A 21,653-nucleotide genomic window follows, 5' to 3' on the forward strand; every position below is an offset into this window, starting at 1 on the left:
AATTAACAAACAAAAAACCGGAAATTTGCATTTCCGGCAAACACCTTTCTTATCTAATAGCCGCTTCGGTATCGGCGTCGAAGAAATGGCACTTATTCATATCGAACTGGATGCCGATATTATCCCCTGCGGCATAATCATTCGCGGCTCCCGCGCGAACCACCAGCTCATGGCCGCCAACGGTGGCGTAGAGCATGAACTCTGCACCGGTCAATTCGGCTACGCTGACTTTCGCCGCGATATTTTCACCGCTACTCTGCTGGGTGAGAATATCTTCCGGGCGGATCCCAAAGACCACAGCTTTACGCTGATATCCAGCGGCCTGCAGTGCAGCAAGCTTGTTTTCCGGGATCGCCAGGCGCAGCGTTTCCGTGACGAAATAGCGGTCGTCGATGGCACCACGAACAAAGTTCATGGCTGGCGAGCCAATGAACCCCGCAACAAACATGTTTGCCGGCTCGTTGTATACCTGCTTCGGTGCACCGACCTGCTGAATAATGCCGTCTTTTAAGATCACAATACGGGTCGCCATCGTCATGGCTTCCGTCTGATCGTGGGTCACGTAAATCATCGTGGTATTGAGCTTCTGGTGGAGCTTGCTGATTTCAGCCCGCATCTGCACGCGAAGCTTGGCATCGAGGTTGGAGAGCGGTTCATCCATCAGAAACACGCCCGCTTCCCGAACGATCGCCCTGCCCAACGCCACGCGCTGACGCTGGCCGCCGGACAGCGCGCCGGGTTTACGCTTGAGGTACTCCCGTAAGCCGAGGATCTGTGCGGCCCAGTTGACGCGCTCTTCGATAACCGCCGGAGCGATTTTCTGCATCTTCAGGCCAAACGCCATGTTGTCGTAGACCGTCATATGCGGATAAAGCGCATAGTTCTGGAATACCATGGCGATATCGCGTGACTTAGCGGGCACATCGTTCATACAAACGCCGTCGATCACCAGTTCACCGGCGGAAATCTCCTCCAGCCCGGCAATCATGCGCAGCGTCGTCGATTTACCGCAACCGGACGGGCCGACAAAAACGATAAACTCCTTATCCTCGATTTCGAGGTTAAAATCCTTCACCACGTGGACCTGGTTATCGTAAATTTTCTGAATATGTTTCAGTGACAGTTGTGCCATTTTTAATTCCTTATCAATACGCCCGGGAGGCCCAGAAATCGGTCAGGCATTTCCAGGTCAGTTCCTGCGTTGAATGAAGCTGTAATCCCGCATGGGTCAGGCCTGAGCCAATCCCGACCGACAGCATGCCCGCCGCGTTGATCGCCGCCACGCCCGCGGGCGCATCTTCGACCCCGATGGCCGCCTCGGGGCGGACGTCCAGGCCTGCACACGCGGCGAGGAAGATCTCCGGGTCCGGCTTTGAACAGACGATACGGGAGGCATCGGCGCAAAAATCAAAGGCGTCATGAATACCCAGGGCATGCAGTATTCCAGGAGCGTTGAGGGAAACGGAGGCGAGCCCAATTTTGACCTTCGCCGCCCGAATGTCCGCCAGCACCTCCCGGATGCCCGGCAGCAGCGACGCCTCGGTCAACGACGACAGCGATGCGACGTAGAGCGCATTTTTCTTCCCCGCCAGCGCCAGGCATTGTTTGTCGTCAAACGCCCCCTCTTTCCCACCGTGTCGCAGGATCCGCTGTAGGGATTCCATGCGGCTAATTCCCTTCAGCTCCTCGTTAAACACCTCATCGATAGTGATGCCGATCTCCTGCGCGACCGAACGCCAGGCGAGAAAGTGCAGATGTGCGGTATCGGTGATGACCCCATCAAGATCGAATACAACAGCTTCAGGCTTCATGGCTGGCCTCCGTGGTAGCGGTCCCATTAAAAGACGTAAGAAATTCCCTACGGGACAGTGCCTGCCGCTCCGATACGCATACCGTTTTTCCCCACAGGGTTAACGTGACGGGCGCGGTGGTCTCGATGGTTAAAATGTCATTTTCAAACGCGAAGCGCAGGCGAGCGTTCTGCCAGCGCAGCGGGAAGGCAAGTTTTCGCCAGCGAGCGGGTAGCTTCGGCGCAAGATGCAGCTCTCCCTCAACAATCTGCATGCCGGCAAACCCCTGAATAACGCCGGACCAGATAGCCCCCGTGGCAGCGGCATGAATGCCGTCATCGCTGCTGTGCGGATCGTCGCCCAGATCGATAGCCACGCCAGCGCGCCAGAAGGCGTAGGCCCCTTCCGTATCGCCACAGCGGGCGGCCACAATGCCATGAATAGCCTTGCTCAGCGAAGAGTCATGGATCGTACGTGGCTCGTAAAACGCCAGGTTGGCCGCGCACTGGGCGGGGGTAAATTTCTCCGGCAACAGGTAGTTAAGCATCACCACGTCAGCCTGCTTGAGGATCTGCATCTCGTTAACTTCCGCGCGAGAGTAATCCAGCAGGATGGTCTGCTTACCCGCTTTGGCTTTATAGCGGCTTAAATCGATCGCCGGTTTCGCCATGAACGAATCGTCCTGCGGGATAACTCCCCCGGCGTCGGCTTCCGGCAGCCACAAGCGGGCCAGGAAGGTGGTCGCCTTCTCCATGAAGCAGGCATCTTCACGCTCAAACAACGACATAAACCGACATGCGCTGGCCACGTTGTACCAGGCCAGATAGTTGGTGTAGGCGTTGTTATTCACATGTTCGGTGTATTCGTCCGGCCCAATCACATCATGAATTTCCAGGCGCCCGTTAATCTCCGTAGCGCGGCCCATCCAGAACGTTGCCGTCTCCACCAGCAGGGTCAGCCCTTCATTGCGCATAAACGCGTCATCACGCGTGGCCTGCCAGTAGGCCACAACGGCCCAGGCAATGTCCGCCACGATGTGGTGTTCGGCCAGGGCGGAGGCCACTTTCTGCCGTAAGCCCGTACGGATGTTGATGGCTGCAAACTCCGGCGTCTCCTCTTTGCCGCTTGCGGCGCTCTCCCACGGGAACAGCGCGCCCGGCCAGCAGTTGCGGCGGGCTTTTTCCCGGGCCCCGGCCAGGTTCAGCCAGCGATAGCGCAGCAGACTGCGGGCCACCTGCGGACGGGTGAAAAGATGGAAAGGCAGCATGAATATTTCGGTGTCCCAGAAGACGTGGCCTTTATACCCCTCGCCGGTCAATCCCTTAGCGGCAATGCTGCTCCGCTCATCATGGGCTGGCGTCATGGTGGTCAGGTGCCAGACGGCATAGTCCAGCGCCATCTGATCGTCAGGAGCTGCAGAAGCCACTTCCACTCTGGCATCACGCCATACGTCTTCCCATGCACAGGCTGAACTCTCCAGCAGCGAGGCATATCCCCTTGCCGCACAAACCTTGAGATCCGCCAGCACGCTGCGCGCGAAAGACTCCTGCGACAGGGCTTTATCGCTGCGATGGGCCACCCAGACCAACTTATCCAGCGTGACAGTGTCACCCTGCGGTATCGTCAGGGAATAGTGAGCAGAGAGCCGACGATTTTTAGCGGTAAAGCAGCTTTCGCTGTCGGCTGATAGCTGACAAAAAGCCGAGATAACAACGTCAGAGTCCCGGTCCTGTGTTTCATACACACCCTGCATATAGTGCTGGTCGAATACCCTGACAGAAATTTCATCCAGATGCTGACGGCCGGTATTGGTTTGTGTTGCATCAATACCGGTTTTCATCACCACCTGCGAGGCTGCATCAAGCGGGGTGATCGCAAGCTGCATGGCCACAAGCGGCAGCTGCTCCAGAGAGACAAAACGACGACTCTCCAGGCGATAGCGCTTTCCGTTGGGCGAGCGCCAGACAACGCGGCGATGCAGCTCGCCGTTGGCAAATGCCAGCTCGCGCTGCCACTCAAGAATGTCCCCGGACAGAAGGGTAAAATTCACCCCGTCCAGCTCAACCTCGATACCGGTGATATCGGGCAAATTGATCAGCTCAGTGGTCTCATTACGTCCCGCCTGGTGATACAAGCCCGCAAGATACATCCCTCGGGTTTGCTGGGTGTAATCTTCTTCATGCGCAGCGCGAATGCCCATGTAGCCGTTACCGCATGCCATAATGGACGCGTACTTATTCAGACTGTGCGGACAAAAGCCCGGATCGGTTAATACAGACACGCTCAGCATAATGTTACGCTTTCTCCTGTTTCTGCCGACTGATAAAGCGCCGCGACAAGCTGCTGAATCACCAGCCCCTGTTCAGCATCTGCAATCATTACGGGCTCTCCCTGCACGTGGCGGACAAAGGCCTCCATGCTGCGTAAATGGCGCTGATCGTCAGCCTCTTCACGCTGAATCAGGGTCTGTAACGCCCCGGCGTCATCCTGATAAACGTGGGCCGGGAAAAGCGTCGCCCCCGCTTTTTCACCGCAAAACGCGACATTCATGATCGACTGCTCGCGGATATTTAGCGCAAACGAGGTGTCCAGACGCAAAATGCCGCCGTTGCAGAATTCGATGGTGCCAAACAGGGCATCTTCCACCGTAAACTGAGCAGGATCCCACTCGCCAAACTGGCCGCTGCTTTTCCGGGTTCCCAGCCTCTGGAAACCGTGCGCCGTGACCCTTTTGACCGCCGGGAAACCCAGCACGTACATCGCGGCATCCAGCATGTGAATACCAATGTCAATCAGCGGCCCACCGCCCTGCAGCGCTTTATTGGTGAAGACGCCCCAGCCCGGCACGCCGCAGCGCCGCAGCGCCTGCGCCGAGGTGAAGTAGATTTCGCCCAGCGTTCCGTTCATCACGGCCTCGCGCAGCAGTTGCGTATCGAGCGCAAAGCGGTGATGGAAGTCATATGCCAGCACTTTGCCCGCCTTGCGGGCAGCGATCCGCATCTCGTCGGCCTCTTGCGGCGTCATGGCAGGCGGTTTTTCGCACATCACATGACAGCCGGCCTCCAGCGCTGCCATCACATGCTCAAAATGGAATCGGTTTGGCGAACAAACGCTCACCACGTCCGGCTTAACCGCCTCCAGCATGGCGCACGCGTCCTGCCACGCCGACGGTATGGCATGGCGCTCCGCAAAAGCCTGTGCCTGTTCGAGGCGGCTGTCCATGACAGCCACCATCTGAACATCACTGCGCGTGGCGTAATACGAGGCATGCACTTTGTCCGCAACCTGCCCGGCGCCAATGATGGCGACGCGCAGTGGCGACGTTGTTGAAGCACTCATCACGCTCGTCATCCTTAGCATTCGCGTAAATAAGTGAGTGAATCCCGGTAAGCCTGAGCGGGATCCTCAGCGCGCACGCGACACTCGTATACCACATAGCCCTGGTAATTATCCGCACGCAGCTGATTGAACAGGCTGGCAAAATCGAGGCTACCGCTTCCCGGCTGGTAACGGTGATTATCGGCGATATGCACATGGCCCAGCAGATCGCGATGTTGATGCAGCGCCTCCGGCAGCGAATCTTCTTCAATGTTCATATGATAGAAATCGCCGATGATCTGCACATGCTTGAGGCCGTTCTCTTCGATATAGCGTCGTGCGTCAGCCAGGGTGTTGATCATGTGATCCTGATAGCGGTTCAGCGGCTCCAGGTAGACGGTGGTTCCGGTGCGCGCGGCCACCTCATCCAGCCAGCGCAGCGACGCACTCACCGCTTTGCGGTCGCCTTCCAGGCTGCGTGGAGAGGTCATCGGCGGCAAACGGAAGGTAAACATTCCCCAGGCTGCAGGCACGATAATGCCCTTGCCACCCACTTCGGCCAGGGCTTCCAGAATGCGTTCAATCTGCGCTAAACCGTTCAGACGACGCTCTTCGATAAAGTCACCAATCCAGCCATCGTATCCGCCGCAGGCGGTCGTGACCGGCAGGCCGGTGGCCTTAATCGCCGCTTTCACCTCGGCGAGATTTTCCACCAGTAGCTTGCCGTCAATCTCATAGCCATCAAAACCCATCGCCTTGATGTACTCGAATTTTTCCAGGATGTTGGACGGGAAAAAGGCCTGATTTTGTGTTGCGATTTTCATGAGTTGCTTTCCTTAGCTTAAAAAGTGACGCCCATTTTGATGCTCAGTTCCGGATGCTGATCCACATATTTCATGTAGCTTTCAGCGCTGGTGGTGAAGGTCACAACTGGGTCGATCAGATCTTCACAATTCAGATAACCGTTCATCAGCAGTTCCCAGCAGGTCTCTTCAATACGCTTGCGGCTCCAGCGCGGGTAATCCGGGTTTGGCTCACTGCAGGCGCGAGAGAAGACAATCTTCGCGTTGTTGAAATGCGCTTCACGCCCCAGGTTAAAGCCTGCTGAGAACGGTTTAGCGAACGCAACGTAGGATATGGTGCCGCCGTAGGCGAGGCCGCGCAGTGCGGACTGCAGCGCATCGGCAAAGCCGCTGGTCTCAATGATCACGTCTGCGCCCTGCTTTCCGGTCAGCTTTTTAATTTCCAGACCAACGTCTGTGCCGATTGGGTTCAGGCAGTGGTCCGCACCGTGACGACGGGCGATCTCGCAGCGGTGTTCGATCGGATCCACGCCGATAACAACTGACGCGCCCGCTTTTTTCGCCAGCTGAATCGCAATCTGTCCGATGGCTCCCAGGCCGACCACGACAACAAAGTCGCCCACGCGGACGTTGGCATCACGCACGCCGCTCATGGCAAACTGTGCCGGATCGTAGCAAACGGCGTTCTTCCACGAGGCGCCCTGCGGCATTTTGCGCAGCTTGTAGTTGTTGACGGCATTCACGATAACCGTCTCCTGCAGCGGACCGTAGCAGCAGACGCGATCGCCCGTCTGGTATTCCGTGACGTCCGCACCGCATTCGATGATGTCGCCAACAATCATGTTGCCCAGCTGGAACTTACCGAACTCGATACCGCGCGCTGCGCCCTCTTCACGCGGCGTGAACATCTGCCACTCCGCGTTGAACTCTTCATCGATAAACGGGCTTGCGGCGCGGAAATCGACCACTTCAGTGCCGTGCTTCGGGGCACCAAAGCGGGCACGAATTTTCACTTCATGTGCTTCCACAGCACGATCTTCATATTCCACCAGCGCCGCCACGCGTGGCGCTGTCGCAACTAATTTTTTCATGATTGACTCCTTGTTAAAATTGGCCGCCTCAGCCCTTCACGCCACCGGCGGTCAAACCACTTTTAATAAAACGTTCAGACAGGGCGTACATGATGACCACCGGAAGGGCCGTCACCAGCGATGCCGCCATCATGCGACCCCAGATATAATCGGGTGTGCTAAAGAGCGTGTTCAGCCCGACCGGCAAGGTGAAGTTGCTGGCGCTGGACAGGAAAATGGACGCAAACAGATAGTCGTTCCACGCCACCATGAAGCAGTAAACAAACACCGATACGAGCCCGGATATCGCCAGCGGTACGGTAATACGGAAGATGATTTGCAGGCGGTTAAGGCCGTCCATCATCGCGGCCTCTTCTATTTCGTCCGGAATGGTGTCGAAGTAGCTGCGCAGCATGAACACCGCCGTCGGTAACGTCTGCGTCACCATGGTGATAATCAGCGCCAGCTCGGTGTCGTAGATCCCAAGCGCGGTGATGATTTTGAACAACGGCACCACCAGCAAGATGCCGGAGAACATGTAGACGGTGTAAAAACTCGCGTTGATCGTCGTGCGTCCCTTAAAACGCAGCTTGGACAAGGCGTAAGCGCCCAGCGTACCGAGAAACACGGCAATCACCGATGAGGTCAGCGACACCACCATGCTGTTTCTGAAGTAATCCACAAACGGGAAGATCAGCGGGTTAAAGATGTCGATGTAATGCTGCAGCGTCCACGCCTGCGGCAGAATGGTTGGGTGGAGCGAGATCGCCTCTTTGGCGCTCTTGAATGACGTCATCAGCATCACGAAGAACGGGAACAGCGTGATGATCAGGAATACCGCCAGCCCGAGATAAAAACCAATACGGCTCAGTACGCGTTTATTTGTTGCCATTGAGGTTCACCCTTTTTCTGGTCAGCAGAATCACAGCGAAGATGATCACGAACAGCACCACAGAGATCGCCGCTGCTTTACCCAAGTCGTTGAAAGCGAATGCGGTTTTGTAGAGATAGACGCCCAAAATATCGACCTTCGTGGTCAGCAGGTAGACGTCAGCAAACATGTAGAACATCCAGATGGTGCGAAGCGTGACCACCGTGGCCAGTACCGGCATAATCGCGGGCAGCGTGACGATCCGAAAACGTTGCCAGGCATTCGCGCCGTCCATTTCCGCCGCTTCATACAGGGATTTATCAATAGTCTGTAAAATCGCCAGGAATGAGATAAACGCGTACGGGAAGTAACGCCAGATCGCGAACAGCACCACCAGTACGAAGCTGCTGTTCGGGTTGTCGAACCACAGCGGCGCCTGGTCATACAGGTGCAACAGGTCTACGCCCAGATAGTTCACAATGCCGTAGCCGTTGTTGAACATGTATTTCCAGGCAAACACCAGCGAAATAGACGGCGTGACGTAGGATAAAATCACCAGTGAACGTGCCGTCTTACGCAGGCGAAACTCGCGATTAAAGAAGATGGCGACGGCCAGCCCCAGCACCGTGCTGCCAATCACCACCAGCGCGGTGTACCAGAAGGTCATCCACAGCGAGTGCCAGAAAGCGGCATCGCCGAGGATGCGAATGTAATTGTCCAGTCCGACAAACACGGCGCTAATGCGCGGGTTGAGCGGCAAGCGTAAAAAACTGATTTCAATATTGGAAATCATTGGCCAGGCCACCAGGCCCCCCAGCAGAATCAGGCTGGGGGCCAACAGCAGCATGGCGAAAGGCATATCTGAACGACCAGAAAACAACGTCTTCATAATTTCCTTCCGCAGAGCGCTCCTATCGTTGTGTAATGAGATCAGTCAGTCGCTTCTGGCTGCTGCTTAACGTTGTGTTAAGGTCCTTCTGCCCCACCGTGACGTTATGTACCATGGAGCTGATAATGCCGGAGCCCGTCACGTCGCCCATGCGGGTGAAGTTTTTATCCCCAACCGCGCCAAACACCTGCACGTTCGGGAACTGTGCAATCAGCTCATATGGCAACTGCCCAAACGCTTTAATCACGTCGTTGTTTTTCCAGGTATCCGTGCCCACCACCCCTTTGTTTACCGGCAGCGCCGCGCCCGGCGACATCATGACCCAGTCCGTCGCGTTTTGAGCCTGTTCCATCCAGGTAACAAACTTCTCGGCCGCTTTGGTCTCCTCTTCGGTTTGTCCGGTGGTGATCGTCAGCGAGGTGATCATGCCGTACACCGCCGATGAGTTTTCAGTCGGGACAACGAAGCCCAGATTGGCAGGGTTTCCGTCCTTGTAGACGGCGGGCAGGATGTAGGTGGAGTAAACCGCCATCGGCGCAGAACCGTTCATGAAGGCGTCTTTGATCTCCATAACATCGTTCGAACCCGGCATGGTGGTCGCAGCCAGCGCTTTATAAAACGCCAGCGCTTTGGCCATTTCCGGGGTATCGATGTCGACATTCCCTTTTGCATCAAACACGTTCGCGCCACCGGAAAGGGCAAACTGAGAGAACGACTGTTCGGTCATCACGCTTTCCGCAGTCGGTAACGCGATGCCGTAATGTTTTTTAGCCGGGTCGTTCAGGCGCTGGCTGGCTTGCAGAAGCTGTTCCCAGTTATGCGGCTCCTCAATGCCCGCCGCGGCCAGCACATCTTTGTGGTACCACACGCCGGAGAGCCAGGCGCTGATCGGCACGCCCGTCCAGGCTGCGCCGTCTTCCGTGCGGACAACGCGCAAGATGCCGTCATAGAAGGTGTTTTCCCCCACCGCCTTAATTGCTTCAGCGATTGCGTCACGATCCAGAAGCTGTTCTTTATCCATCACTTTTGCATAGTCATGGCTGACCTCAATCACTTCAGGCAGCGCGCCGGTTCGCGCCAGCGTAATCACCTTGGTGTTGTAGGCATCCTCTTCTACCGGTACCTGTTTTATCGTGATGCCCGGGTTCTCTTTCTCGAATTTATCGATCAGTTTCGTAATAACGGCCTGACGCTCCTGCTCTACCGACGAGTGCATAAACTCAATGGTGACAGAGGACGCTTTGTCATCCTTACAGCCTGATAACAGGGCGCACGAAACCAGTGCTGATATCAGCACAATTCTGGGTATTTTCATGTTTAAGGTCCTTTTTAGTTTTCTTTAATCCACAATACCTGCCATGGATTTAGGATCAGAGTCGTGTCGGTAATATCTTTTCCGCTAATCAATTCCCTTCCCGAGTGAATATCGGACTCAACCGTTTGAGAATTATCACTGAAATTAAACAACGCTGTTATTTTCTCACCACAATCCGCCACGCGGACAATTTTTAAAACATGCTTCCCTGACGTACTGAAATAAGCCTCACTGTCAGGATGGAATGCTTTTTCCGCCCGGCGCAATACGATTAACTGATTTAACGCACTGTAAACCTGATAACGGAGACTATTTTTATCTTCAAGCGCGCAATCAATTTGACCCGCGGCATATCTCTCACGATTTATCGCACGGTTATATCCCAGGCGCTCTACGCCATCATAATCATTACGGGAGCCGAGAATACTCTGAATATAAACCGCAGGCACGCCGGGGAAGCTTAACAGGACAGCATGGGCCAGAATAAACCGGGCAATGCGTTCGCTATCATGACTTTCTCGCGTACTTAAGGCATCCAGATAGGTCACGTTAATTTCATACGGGCTTCGTGTGCCATCCGGGTTATTTTTCCAGTTAACCAACGCACCTTCGGTCTGGAGCTTTTCTACAAGCGAAAGGATCTCCGACTCCGGTAAAATTCCGCGCAATGGGTTAAGACCAATGCCGTCATGCGAGGCCAGGAAGTTGAACCAGGTGGTTTTTGTGGAAGGCAACGCCAGCGACGCAGCCCACTGGCTCAGCGTGCTGACATCCTGGCTGTGCACCGCATGCAGCACCAGCGGAGGCAACGAGAACTGATAAACCATCTGCGCTTCATTTTCGCCGTTACCGAAGTAAGAGACGTTATCTTTATGCGGAACGTTGGTCTCGGTGATAATCACCGTGCCGGGGGCAACCGCCTCGGTAATGGCGCGGAAAAGCTGGATGAGCTGGTGGGTTTGCTCAAGGTGAATGCAGCGCGTTCCCGGTATTTTCCACATGAACCCTACGGCATCCAGTCGAATATACCGCGCCCCTTCAATAAGGTAATGCAGCAGCACGTCGACCATCGCAATCAGTACCTGCGGAGAGGCGAAGTTGAGATCGATCTGGTCCTCACTGAAGGTGGTCCACAGATGTCGCACGCTGCCATCATGAAGTGTGAAAGGCGTAAGAAGCGGTAAGGCACGCGGACGCGTCACCGCGGATAAATCTGTCTCAGGATCGACAGAAATGAAGAAATCATCATATCCCGGCATTTGCTTCAGATAATTAGCAAACCAGGCACTTTTGGCCGACATATGATTGCAGACGAAATCAAACATCAAACTGGTTGACTGTTTTAATTCAGCAACGTCTCGCCATGTTCCCGTTTCAGGCGCAACTTCATGATAATCAATAACAGAAAAGCCATCGTCCGAAGACCACGGATAAAAAGGCAAAAGATGGACATGAGAAAAAGAATGCGAAAGCCATTTGTTATAAAAACGTGTAAAAACAGGGAGTGCTTTCTCCCCTTTCGCGGAAAACTGATCGGCATAGGTTATCAGAACGATATCTTTTTCATCCCAGCCCATTTTACGCCTTTCCGTAATAACAGAGGCGGCCTTTTCAATATTTTCCAGCAGCATATGAAGATGTGCTTCAGAAAACGTTTTTCCATAAACAAGATTAATGAGTGCTTTAATTTTTTCGTTCACTTGATTTTCCATGGTAGCGGTCCCACGGAATGGCAATCTACTCCCATGAAAAATATCTGTCAACGGACCGGGCAGGAGAAAAATGCGATTGCAAAGCAGCTCAGCGCAATATTGTGAGCTGCCGCAAAGAAAGCAGGTGAAATGAGGAAGTGCGGGTCATCATCGCCAGCCCCTCTCCTGGAAGAGAAAGGGCTGCTGCGAGCGGAAACTACTGGGATAAGTAGCGGCGTGACAGCCGTTTCGCCACCTTTTGCAACAGCGGTTCGAGCGCCACGGCCAGTACCATTCTGACCGGCTTGCGGGCAACCGATTTAATCGCCCACCCCGCTACCCCAGCCGGACCGTAACGTAACGCGGTCATCAGGACCAGCTTACCTGCGATTTTCAGGCCGGGTTTTACCTTCTGACCGGCCTGTTGCCAGTGTTGTTTCATCTCTTTTCTCTCTTAAAGCTGACGGAAACGACTTCTCAGCGTAAAGGTATCGGATGTGACATAACGTTCCATTTCCCGTAACCGCTTCTCACCGGCGGCGAGTTGCGCATCCACAGCATTGAGGAGATCGCTGCTGGTGGGAGCGCCTTCCGCCGCCAGCTCTCCTTCCGGCATCGGGTCAAGCACAAACGACAACACGATGTACGCAACCAGGGTAATAAATGCCAGACCGAAGAAGATCGACAGCACCGTCACCACGCGTACCAGCTTAACCGGGACGTCAAGATAGTGAGCCAGCCCGGCGCAGACGCCGCGCACCATGCCCTGCTGTGGAATTCGCCACAGCTTTTTGTTCAGATTCAGTCCAGACATTAACGGTCCCTCCAGTTTGGATGTTCAGCATCCAGAATGGCTTCCAGCGCCTGAATGCGATCACGCATTTTGTTCGCCTCATCGGAGAGCTGTATCAGACGCTGTTGTTCACTCTGGGAAAGTTCGCCCCGTGAGGAACGGTTGCTGTAGTGCAGCCATAACCAAATCGGCAAAACGAACAGCACGAAAATCGTCAGGGGAATAGCCAGAAAAAGCGCGCTCATGTGTACTCCTTGTCTTACGATGCGGCACGTTCAGGTGCCGCAGGCATTATTATTGGTTGTCTTGCTTCATTTTGGCTTTCAGAGCCGCCAGCTGCTCGCTGATTTCATCATCGGCCTTGAGGTCAGCGAACTGTTGATCCAGGGACTTTTGCTTACCGATGCCGTGGCTTTCGGCTTCCGCTTCCATCTGGTCGATACGACGCTCAAACGATTCAAAACGGGCCATCGCTTCATCCAGCTTACCGCTGTCAAGCTGGCGACGCACGTCGCGGGAGGAGCTTGCCGCCTGGTGACGCAGGGTCAGCGCCTGCTGACGCGCGCGGGTTTCGCTCAGCTTGTTTTCCAGCTCGCCAATCTCTTTCTTCATGCGGGTGAGCGTGTCATCCACCAGGGTCACTTCATGCTCGAGCGTCGCGACCAACTCTGCCAGCTTCTGTTTTTCGATCAGCGCCGCACGGGCCAGATCCTCTTTGTCTTTGCGCAGCGCGAGTTCTGCTTTTTCCTGCCATTCATTCAGCTGAGCGGTGGCCTGTTCAATACGACGCGTAAGCTGTTTTTTCTCAGCCAGCGCGCGGGCGGAGGTAGAGCGGACTTCAACCAGCGTGTCTTCCATTTCCTGAATCATCAGACGCACCAGCTTCTGCGGATCTTCCGCTTTCTCCAGCAGTGAGTTGATGTTGGCGTTCACGATGTCGGCAAAACGAGAAAAAATACCCATAATTGACTCCTCATAGTTCTGTTATCGGGCAATGCCCTGCTGTATGGATAATACAATTCCCGTGCCAATTTTTTATCTTATTGATTTAACGAGAACTGATTGATTTTTATGCAGCAAAGAACTATTCTTACCTGGTGAATATCGCTAAGGAGTGGTTAATTTCATCATGCCCGGATACAAAGACAATTTACTCGGCGAAGCAAACAGTTTTCTGGAAGTGCTGGAACAGGTGTCTCGCCTGGCGCCGCTCAATAAACCGGTGCTGATTATCGGCGAGCGCGGTACGGGTAAGGAACTCATCGCCAACCGTCTGCACTACTTATCCGGGCGCTGGGACGGCCCCTTCATTTCCCTTAACTGCGCGGCGCTGAATGAAAACCTGCTCGACACCGAGCTCTTCGGCCATGAAGCGGGCGCGTTTACCGGCGCCCAGAAACGCCATCCCGGACGCTTTGAGCGCGCCGACGGCGGTACGCTGTTTCTTGATGAGCTGGCCACCGCGCCCATGCTGGTGCAGGAGAAACTGCTGCGCGTGATTGAATACGGCGAACTGGAGCGCGTCGGCGGTAGTCAGCCGCTGCAAGTCAACGTGCGCCTGGTGTGCGCCACTAACGCCAACCTGCCGGAGAGGGTGGCAGAGGAAACATTCCGTGCCGACCTGCTTGACCGACTGGCCTTTGACGTCGTGCAGCTTCCTCCGCTGCGCGAGCGAAGAAGCGACATTATGCTGCTGGCAGACCAGTTTGCGATTCAGATGTGCCGCGAGCTCGGACTGCCGCTGTTCCCCGGCTTCAGCGATTATGCACGGGAGACGCTGCTCGCGTACCACTGGCCGGGCAATATCCGCGAGCTGAAAAACGTCGTGGAGCGTTCCGTCTATCGCCACGGCAGCAGCGAGACGGAGCTGGACAACATCATTATCGATCCTTTTCAGCGCAGCGCGCTGTCGTCCGCACCAACGTCTCCAGGCGACGCCCCTGCTCTTCCCTTTGATTTGCGCCAGTTCCAGCACGACCAGGAGAAACAGCTGCTGGAGCAAAGCCTGAAGATGGCGAAATACAACCAGAAACGGGCGGCTGAACTGCTGGGTCTGACCTACCATCAGTTAAGGGCATTGCTTAAAAAGCATCAAATGCGCTGACAATATCAGCATTTAACAGCAGACATTTTACAAAACCAAGCCTGGATAACTGCTCCACTCCTTAGGACAACATACAATGCCATTCAATAATAAAAACATACTTATTACTTTCCTATCCCTCTGCTCATTTCAGACTTATGCCGCACAATGCACAGCGGAAACTTTCGCTAAAAACAAATTGAACAACCTCATCCTCCTGAACCAGCAGACAAGAACCGAAATCCCTAAGTCAGTCGAAATCACTGTTGATAGCCCTGATGGGTATATCCGCGCATCGGCTCAAAGCAACTTTGATCAATGCGGTGAACTCACTGGCAGCAGTGTTAAAGAGGTCAAAACCTCACCGGGACCGAAAAATGTTTTCACGACTATCAATGAAATTCAGTTAAACAGAACGGAATTTGGCTGGCGCATTCAGTTGGATGCGAACGGCGTAATAGTCGATAATAACAGTCAGAAGGCCACACAATTATATCGGCAGACGCTGGAGGGGATGTACCAGCTGAACAACAATGGACTTATCAGCCACGTGGTTAATCGTTCGATTATTGCGGCCACAAAACCAGGAGATAAAGATAAAACCACAGTGGGCGCAATAGACTACGTATTCAATTCATCAGGGTTGCTGGCAAGGGTGGTAAGCAAAGGAAGTTTGGCGATAGATAACTATACAACTGTATACAGCTATGATGACAATGATCGCCTGATCAAAACCGAGTCCCCCTCAACCATAGAAGAGTATACCTACGATAACGAGGGCCGTGATCTGTCCCTGAGCAAGACCCAGACGTATTTCACCATTGAAAAAAACCTGACAACGTGTGAGGAGTGGAACTCGCATGGAGAATGCACACGCGCCAATATGGATACCACGATTGTCCCAGCCGATCGGACGGGTAAACAGTATGTGGAAAAACATAAGGCCGTGATGACGACGAAATATGAATACTGGAACTGACCATTCAACCCGCCAAATAGGGTAGCCAAAATGGTATTGGAATCGAAATTGATATTCGTGGTGTACCTGACTTCAGTAAATGTGGTGTGAGATGAAAATCATAATATTCGTTGTTTTACTTATTGCCAGTTTTATCCTCGTCCCGGACAGCTGGATTAATGATGTTTTCATGCAACATATCCAGATATCAGGCGATGGTGAAGAAGCCATGAATAACTATGATTTCACAGCAATTCTGATCAATTTTGGTCTGTCTGCAATGATAGCGTTTGTACTGATGATGCTTATGAAAGTGCTGAAAAAATGAACCAGGGTGGCAGGTACGCACGTAACAACAAAGTGAGCATTTTTACTCTATGCTATTTAGACTGTTCGTATGCCATTGCCTTACCCGTACTTGATCTGCTCTCAGATCTGGTGATAAACGGCCGCATTTTACCGGCTATTTTTCTTCAGAAAGTATGATCCCAGATCTGATAGCGACAACATGTCTTCCTGTCATTCACGGCATACATTCACAAGCTTGATGCTATCCGCCGGAGCGAATCCTTCGTTTATAGCGAGTCAGATGCGCCACGAAAATGCTAAGATAGTCCATGAGGTATATTCAAAGTGGATTGCAGGTATGAACGTGCATCGGGTTGTGACGCTGAGTGACCGACTGCAAATGTTACTGCCCCCATTATGCCCTCAGGCTTAAACGATACTGGATAATGTCGTTTAAAATTAGTAGGATAGCCACTTCATATTTAATACCTTAAAAATTATGCGTCTGGTTTTATCGTCCTTTTTTGCACTTGGTCTGTTTAGCAGCCAGGCCTTTGCCGCGCCCGGGCAAACGCCGCAGCCTGACATTCGTGACAGCGGCTTCGTCTATTGCGTAAGCGGCCAGGTGGATACCTTCAACCCGCAAAAAGCGGGCAGCGGCCTGATTGTGGATACCCTTGCCGCGCAGCTTTACGATCGTCTGCTTGATGTAGACCCGTACACCTACCGTCTTGTGCCCGAGCTTGCGGAAAGCTGGGAAGTGCTGGATAACGGCGCAACCTACCGTTTTCACCTGCGCGATGATGTTGCGTTTCAGCGTACGCCGTGGTTTACCCCCTCGCGCAAGCTGAATGCGGATGACGTGGTCTTCACCTTCCAGCGTATCTTCAACCGCAATCACCCGTGGCATAACGTTAACGGCAGCAATTTCCCCTATTTCGACAGCCTGCAGTTTGCCGACACCGTGAAAAGCGTGCGCAAGCTGGACAACCGCACGGTTGAATTCACGCTGACGCGCCCGGATGCCTCATTCCTGTGGCATCTGGCAACCCACTATGCGTCCGTCATGTCGGCCGAATACGCGGCGAAGCTGACGAAAAAAGATCGTCAGGAACTGCTCGATCGTCAGCCGGTCGGCACCGGTCCGTTCCAGCTGGCCGAATACCGCGCCGGGCAATATATTCGTCTGCAGCGCCACGAACATTTCTGGCGGGGTACGCCGCTGATGCCGCAGGTGGTGGTCGATCTCGGTTCTGGCGGGACGGGACGTCTGTCAAAACTGCTCACCGGGGAATGTGACGTGCTTGCCTGGCCCGCGGCCAGCCAGCTCACGATTTTGCGCGACGATCCGCGCCTGCGTCTGACGCTACGCCCGGGGATGAACATCGCGTATCTGGCCTTTAACACCGATAAGCCGCCGTTGAATAACCCTGCCGTTCGTCACGCCCTTGCGCTGGCCATCAACAACCAGCGCCTGATGCAGTCGATTTATTACGGTACGGCGGAAACCGCCGCCTCAATTTTACCGCGCGCCTCGTGGGCCTACGACGGTGAGGCTAAAATTACGGAATACAATCCGGCAAAAGCGCGTGAACAGCTGAAAGCGCTGGGCGCAGAAAACCTCACGCTGCAGCTTTGGGTGCCCACCAGCTCCCAGGCGTGGAACCCGAGCCCGCTCAAAACCGCCGAACTGCTGCAGGCGGATATGGCGCAGGTGGGCGTAAAAGTGATCATCGTACCGGTAGAGGGCCGTTTCCAGGAGGCGCGCCTGATGGACATGAATCATGATTTAACCCTGACCGGCTGGGCCACCGACAGTAACGATCCGGACAGCTTCTTCCGGCCGCTGCTGAGCTGTGCGGCGATAAACTCGCAGACCAACTACGCCCACTGGTGTAACCGGGAGTTTGACGCCGTGCTGCAAAAAGCGCTGGCTTCCCAACAGCTGGCCTCGCGCATCGACGCCTATGATGAAGCGCAGAAGATCTTAGCTCAGGAACTGCCGGTGCTGCCGCTGGCCTCTTCCCTGCGCCTTCAGGCGTATCGCTATGATATTAAAGGCCTGGTGCTGAGCCCGTTTGGCAACGCCTCGTTCGCCGGCGTGTCGCGTGAAAAAGAACAAGAGGTGAAAAAACCATGATTATTTTTACCTTGCGACGGCTCCTTTTGCTGCTGGTGACGCTCTTTTTCCTGAACTTTGTCGGCTTTAGCCTGAGCTATTTCACGCCCCACGCCCCGCTCCAGGGATCGTCGCTGTGGGATGCCTGGCTCTTCTGGTTTAACGGGCTGCTGCACTGGGATTTCGGCGTGTCCAGCATTAACGGGCAGCTGATTTCCGAGCAGTTGAAAGAGGTTTTCCCGGCCACGATGGAGCTGTGCATTCTGGCCTTCGGGTTTGCCCTGATGGTCGGGATCCCCGTGGGCATGCTGGCCGGGATATATCGCAACAAATGGCAGGATAAGTTTATCAGCGCCCTCGCCCTGCTCGGCTTCTCCATCCCGGTCTTCTGGCTGGCGCTTCTGCTGACGCTTTTCTTCTCGCTGACAATGGGCTGGCTACCGGTTTCTGGCCGTTTTGACCTGCTCTACACGGTTAAATCGGTGACGGGCTTTGCCATCATCGACGCGTGGCTGTCTGATTCGGTGTGGCGTCACGAGATGATCGTCAGCGCCCTGCGCCATATGGTATTGCCGGTGCTGACGCTGGCGGTTGCGCCAACAACCGAAGTGATCCGCCTGATGCGCCTGAGCACCATCGAGGTGTTTGACCAGAACTATGTCAAAGCCGCCGCCACGCGCGGACTGTCGCGCCTGACCATCCTGCGCCGCAACGTCCTGCACAACGCGTTGCCGCCGGTTATTCCGCGTCTGGGATTACAGTTCTCCACCATGCTCACGCTGGCCATGATCACCGAGATGGTCTTTAGCTGGCCTGGCCTCGGGCGGTGGCTGATTAACGCTATCCGCCAGCAGGACTACGCCGCGATTTCCGCAGGCGTGATGGTGATTGGTTCGCTGGTGATTATTGTCAACGTGTTGTCCGATATTCTGGGTGCCATGGCCAACCCATTGAAGCATAAGGAATGGTATGCCTTACGATAGCGTATACAGTGAAAAGCGCACGCCCGGTGTGCTGCGTACCGTGTGGCGTAAATTCTATGGCGATACCACGGCGATGATCGGCCTTTATGGCTGCGCCGGTCTGGTGTTGCTCTGTGTCTTTGGCTCCTGGTTTGCGCCGTACGGCATTGACCAGCAGTTCCTTGGCTATCAGCTGCTGCCGCCGTCCTGGTCGCGCTACGGAGAGGTCTCTTTCTTCCTGGGAACGGACGACCTCGGACGTGACGTGTTGAGCCGCCTGCTGAGCGGTGCGGCCCCGACGGTGGGCGGCGCGTTTGTGGTGACGCTCGCGGCCACGATCTGCGGGCTGGCGCTGGGTATTTTTGCGGGATCCACGCATGGCCTGCGCTCGGCGGTGCTTAACCACATTCTGGATACGCTGCTGTCGATTCCATCACTGCTGCTGGCGATCGTTGTGGTTGCCTTTGCCGGTCCGCACCTGTCGCATGCCATGTTCGCCGTCTGGCTGGCTATCCTGCCCCGCATCGTGCGCTCGGTTTACAGCATGGTGCATGACGAGCTGGAAAAAGAGTATGTCGTCGCTGCGCGTCTGGACGGCGCGACCACCTTCAATATTCTGTGGTTTGCCGTGTTGCCTAACATCGCCGCCGGGCTGGTCACCGAGATCACCCGCGCTCTGTCGATGGCGATCCTGGACATCGCGGCGCTCGGCTTCCTCGACCTCGGCGCGCAGCTGCCGTCGCCCGAATGGGGTGCGATGCTCGGTGACGCGCTGGAGTTAATTTACGTGGCACCGTGGACGGTTATGCTGCCGGGTGCGGCCATTATGGTGAGCGTGCTGCTGATCAACCTGCTGGGTGACGGTATTCGCCGTGCAATAAACGCGGGGGTGCAATAATGCCGCTTCTTGATATCCGCAACCTCACCATCGAATTCAAAACCGGTGAAGGCTGGGTTAAAGCCGTCGATCGCATCAGCATCACCCTCGCGGAGGGTGAAATTCGCGGGCTGGTGGGGGAATCCGGATCAGGCAAAAGCCTGATCGCCAAAGCCATCTGCGGCGTGGCGAAAGACAACTGGCGCGTCACCGCAGACCGTATGCGGTTTGATGATATCGACCTGCTGCGCCTCTCTCCCCGCGAGCGGCGTAAGCTGGTCGGGCACAACGTCTCCATGATTTTCCAGGAGCCGCAGTCCTGTCTCGACCCGTCCGAGCGCGTGGGCAAACAGCTGATGCAGAATATCCCCGGCTGGACCTATAAAGGCCGCTGGTGGCAGCGCGTGGGCTGGCGCAAGCGTCGCGCCATTGAGCTTTTACACCGCGTCGGGATTAAAGATCACAAAGATGCGATGCGCAGCTTCCCGTACGAGCTGACCGACGGTGAATGTCAGAAAGTGATGATTGCCATCGCGCTGGCCAATCAGCCGCGACTGCTGCTTGCGGATGAACCGACGAACGCGATGGAGCCCACCACGCAGGCGCAAATTTTCCGCCTGCTGTCGCGCCTCAACCAAAATAACAACACCACCATTTTGCTGATCAGCCATGACCTGCAAATGCTCAGCAAATGGGCGGATAAGATTGACGTGATGTACTGCGGACAAACGGTCGAAACCGCGCCGAGTGAAGACCTGATCACCGCGCCGCACCACCCGTATACGCAGGCGCTAATCCGCGCTATTCCCGATTTTGGCAGCGCCATGCCGCATAAGAGCCGCCTGAATACCCTGCCCGGGGCGATTCCGCTGCTGGAATCGTTGCCGATAGGCTGTCGTCTGGGGCCGCGTTGCCCGTATGCTCAGCGTAAATGTATCGAGACGCCACGCCTGACCGGGGCCAAAAATCATCTTTACGCCTGTCATTTCCCGCTGAACATGGAGAGAGAGTGAAATGGTCGAAACCTTGCTGGAAGTCCGCAACCTGAGTAAGACCTTTCGCTACCGCACGGGGCTGTTTCATCGTCAAACTGTCGACGCGGTAAAACCGCTCAGCTTTACCCTGCGTGAAAAACAGACCCTGGCAATCATCGGCGAGAACGGTTCCGGGAAATCCACCCTTGCGAAAATGCTCGCCGGTATGGTTGAACCGACGGCTGGCGAAGTATTGATTGACGATCACCCTCTCACGTTCGGGGATTACTCTTTCCGCAGCCAGCGCATCCGCATGATCTTCCAGGATCCGTCGACCTCGCTCAACCCACGCCAGCGCATTTCGCAGATCCTCGATTTTCCGCTGCGTCTGAACACCGACCTGGAGCCCGAGGCGCGCCGCAAGCGTATCTTCGAAACACTGCGCATGGTTGGGCTATTACCGGACCACGAAAGCTACTACCCGCACATGCTGGCTCCCGGCCAGAAACAGCGTCTGGGTCTGGCGCGTGCGTTGATTTTGCGCCCGAAAGTGATCATTGCTGACGAAGCGCTTGCCTCGCTGGATATGTCGATGCGTTCACAGCTGATTAACCTGATGCTGGAGCTGCAGGAAAAACAGGGCATCTCGTATATCTACGTCACCCAGCATCTGGGGATGATGAAACACATCAGCGATCAGGTGATGGTTATGCACCAGGGTGAAGTGGTCGAACGCGGCAGCACGGCGGATGTGATGGCCTCCCCGCTTCACGAGCTGACAAAACGGCTGATAGCCGGGCATTTCGGTGAAGCATTGACGGCCGATGCGTGGCGCAAAGATCGGTAAACAAA

At 55.0% G+C, this 21,653-nt stretch carries 22 protein-coding genes and 1 pseudogene; 9 read left to right on the forward strand and 14 right to left on the reverse strand.

The window, feature by feature from the left end; genetic code table 11:
• Positions 1–49 precede the first annotated feature (49 nt).
• From L362_RS14260 to pspA, 14 genes are all read right to left on the reverse strand, one after another.
• Positions 50–1,132 (reverse strand): ABC transporter ATP-binding protein, encoded by a 1,083-nt coding sequence (locus L362_RS14260; RefSeq protein WP_023327612.1) that lies wholly within the window; start codon positions 1,130–1,132, stop codon positions 50–52.
• 13 nt (positions 1,133–1,145) lie between these two features.
• Positions 1,146–1,811, reverse strand: a complete 666-nt coding sequence (pgmB, locus tag L362_RS14255) for a beta-phosphoglucomutase (protein WP_023327613.1) — start codon at positions 1,809–1,811, stop codon at positions 1,146–1,148.
• Positions 1,801–4,080 (reverse strand): glycoside hydrolase family 65 protein, encoded by a 2,280-nt coding sequence (locus L362_RS14250; RefSeq protein ID WP_023344321.1) that lies wholly within the window; start codon positions 4,078–4,080, stop codon positions 1,801–1,803. Before L362_RS14250 ends, pgmB begins: the two co-directional genes overlap by 11 nt.
• Positions 4,074–5,132: a Gfo/Idh/MocA family protein gene (locus tag L362_RS14245; RefSeq protein WP_115423251.1), complete on the reverse strand. Its 1,059-nt coding sequence runs from the start codon at positions 5,130–5,132 to the stop codon at positions 4,074–4,076. The genes L362_RS14250 and L362_RS14245 overlap by 7 nt, the downstream gene beginning before the upstream one ends.
• Positions 5,133–5,143: 11 nt before the next feature.
• Positions 5,144–5,932 carry a sugar phosphate isomerase/epimerase family protein gene (locus L362_RS14240; RefSeq protein WP_023327616.1) on the reverse strand — a complete coding sequence of 263 codons (789 nt, stop codon included), beginning with the start codon at positions 5,930–5,932 and terminating at the stop codon, positions 5,144–5,146.
• A gap of 17 nt (positions 5,933–5,949) precedes the next feature.
• A complete protein-coding gene (locus L362_RS14235) occupies positions 5,950–7,002 on the reverse strand; it encodes a zinc-dependent alcohol dehydrogenase (protein ID WP_023327617.1) in 1,053 nt (350 codons plus the stop codon).
• A 28-nt stretch (positions 7,003–7,030) separates the two neighbouring features.
• Positions 7,031–7,873, reverse strand: coding sequence for a carbohydrate ABC transporter permease (locus tag L362_RS14230; protein WP_008501243.1), 843 nt, complete (start codon positions 7,871–7,873; stop codon positions 7,031–7,033).
• Positions 7,860–8,741 (reverse strand): carbohydrate ABC transporter permease, encoded by an 882-nt coding sequence (locus tag L362_RS14225; protein WP_008501242.1) that lies wholly within the window; start codon positions 8,739–8,741, stop codon positions 7,860–7,862. Before L362_RS14225 ends, L362_RS14230 begins: the two co-directional genes overlap by 14 nt.
• Positions 8,742–8,763: 22 nt before the next feature.
• The gene (locus L362_RS14220; protein WP_023327619.1) at positions 8,764–10,056 is read right to left on the reverse strand and encodes an ABC transporter substrate-binding protein; all 1,293 of its coding nucleotides are present in this window, start codon (positions 10,054–10,056) and stop codon (positions 8,764–8,766) included.
• Positions 10,057–10,070: 14 nt separating this feature from the next.
• Positions 10,071–11,768 (reverse strand): sugar phosphorylase, encoded by a 1,698-nt coding sequence (locus L362_RS14215; protein ID WP_023344322.1) that lies wholly within the window; start codon positions 11,766–11,768, stop codon positions 10,071–10,073.
• A gap of 196 nt (positions 11,769–11,964) precedes the next feature.
• Positions 11,965–12,189 carry a phage shock protein PspD gene (gene pspD, locus L362_RS14210; RefSeq protein ID WP_023292260.1) on the reverse strand — a complete coding sequence of 75 codons (225 nt, stop codon included), beginning with the start codon at positions 12,187–12,189 and terminating at the stop codon, positions 11,965–11,967.
• A gap of 12 nt (positions 12,190–12,201) precedes the next feature.
• The gene (pspC, locus tag L362_RS14205) at positions 12,202–12,561 is read right to left on the reverse strand and encodes an envelope stress response membrane protein PspC (RefSeq protein WP_008501237.1); all 360 of its coding nucleotides are present in this window, start codon (positions 12,559–12,561) and stop codon (positions 12,202–12,204) included.
• Entirely contained in the window at positions 12,561–12,785 is a 225-nt protein-coding gene (gene pspB / locus L362_RS14200) for an envelope stress response membrane protein PspB (RefSeq protein ID WP_023344323.1), read from the reverse strand. Before pspB ends, pspC begins: the two co-directional genes overlap by 1 nt.
• Positions 12,786–12,834: 49 nt before the next feature.
• Positions 12,835–13,503 (reverse strand): phage shock protein PspA, encoded by a 669-nt coding sequence (pspA, locus tag L362_RS14195; RefSeq protein ID WP_021240283.1) that lies wholly within the window; start codon positions 13,501–13,503, stop codon positions 12,835–12,837.
• Between the two features lie 151 nt (positions 13,504–13,654).
• On the opposite strand from pspA, the gene pspF reads away from it, so the two are divergent.
• The 9 genes and pseudogenes from pspF (at position 13,655) to sapF (ending at position 21,648) form a co-directional block, all read left to right on the forward strand.
• Positions 13,655–14,644 (forward strand): phage shock protein operon transcriptional activator, encoded by a 990-nt coding sequence (gene pspF, locus L362_RS14190; protein WP_162790824.1) that lies wholly within the window; start codon positions 13,655–13,657, stop codon positions 14,642–14,644.
• A 76-nt stretch (positions 14,645–14,720) separates the two neighbouring features.
• Positions 14,721–15,602: a hypothetical protein gene (locus tag L362_RS14185; RefSeq protein WP_021240285.1), complete on the forward strand. Its 882-nt coding sequence runs from the start codon at positions 14,721–14,723 to the stop codon at positions 15,600–15,602.
• 91 nt (positions 15,603–15,693) lie between these two features.
• Positions 15,694–15,909, forward strand: a complete 216-nt coding sequence (locus tag L362_RS14180) for a hypothetical protein (protein WP_021240286.1) — start codon at positions 15,694–15,696, stop codon at positions 15,907–15,909.
• A gap of 195 nt (positions 15,910–16,104) precedes the next feature.
• A pseudogene (locus tag L362_RS25095) lies at positions 16,105–16,302 on the forward strand (site-specific integrase); the annotation flags it as partial.
• Positions 16,303–16,368: 66 nt separating this feature from the next.
• Positions 16,369–18,009, forward strand: coding sequence for an ABC transporter substrate-binding protein SapA (gene sapA / locus L362_RS14175; protein WP_008501231.1), 1,641 nt, complete (start codon positions 16,369–16,371; stop codon positions 18,007–18,009).
• A complete protein-coding gene (sapB, locus tag L362_RS14170; RefSeq protein ID WP_008501230.1) occupies positions 18,006–18,971 on the forward strand; it encodes a putrescine export ABC transporter permease SapB in 966 nt (321 codons plus the stop codon). The genes sapA and sapB overlap by 4 nt, the downstream gene beginning before the upstream one ends.
• Positions 18,958–19,848, forward strand: a complete 891-nt coding sequence (sapC, locus tag L362_RS14165) for a putrescine export ABC transporter permease SapC (RefSeq protein WP_023327624.1) — start codon at positions 18,958–18,960, stop codon at positions 19,846–19,848. The genes sapB and sapC overlap by 14 nt, the downstream gene beginning before the upstream one ends.
• Positions 19,848–20,840 (forward strand): putrescine export ABC transporter ATP-binding protein SapD, encoded by a 993-nt coding sequence (sapD, locus tag L362_RS14160; protein ID WP_023344325.1) that lies wholly within the window; start codon positions 19,848–19,850, stop codon positions 20,838–20,840. The genes sapC and sapD overlap by 1 nt, the downstream gene beginning before the upstream one ends.
• Before the next feature lies 1 nt (position 20,841).
• Positions 20,842–21,648 (forward strand): putrescine export ABC transporter ATP-binding protein SapF, encoded by an 807-nt coding sequence (sapF, locus tag L362_RS14155; RefSeq protein WP_008501227.1) that lies wholly within the window; start codon positions 20,842–20,844, stop codon positions 21,646–21,648.
• The last annotated feature ends 5 nt before the right edge of the window (positions 21,649–21,653 follow it).

The organism is Enterobacter sp. MGH 16 (assembly GCF_000493175.1).
GTDB classification, from domain to species: domain Bacteria; phylum Pseudomonadota; class Gammaproteobacteria; order Enterobacterales; family Enterobacteriaceae; genus Enterobacter; species Enterobacter roggenkampii.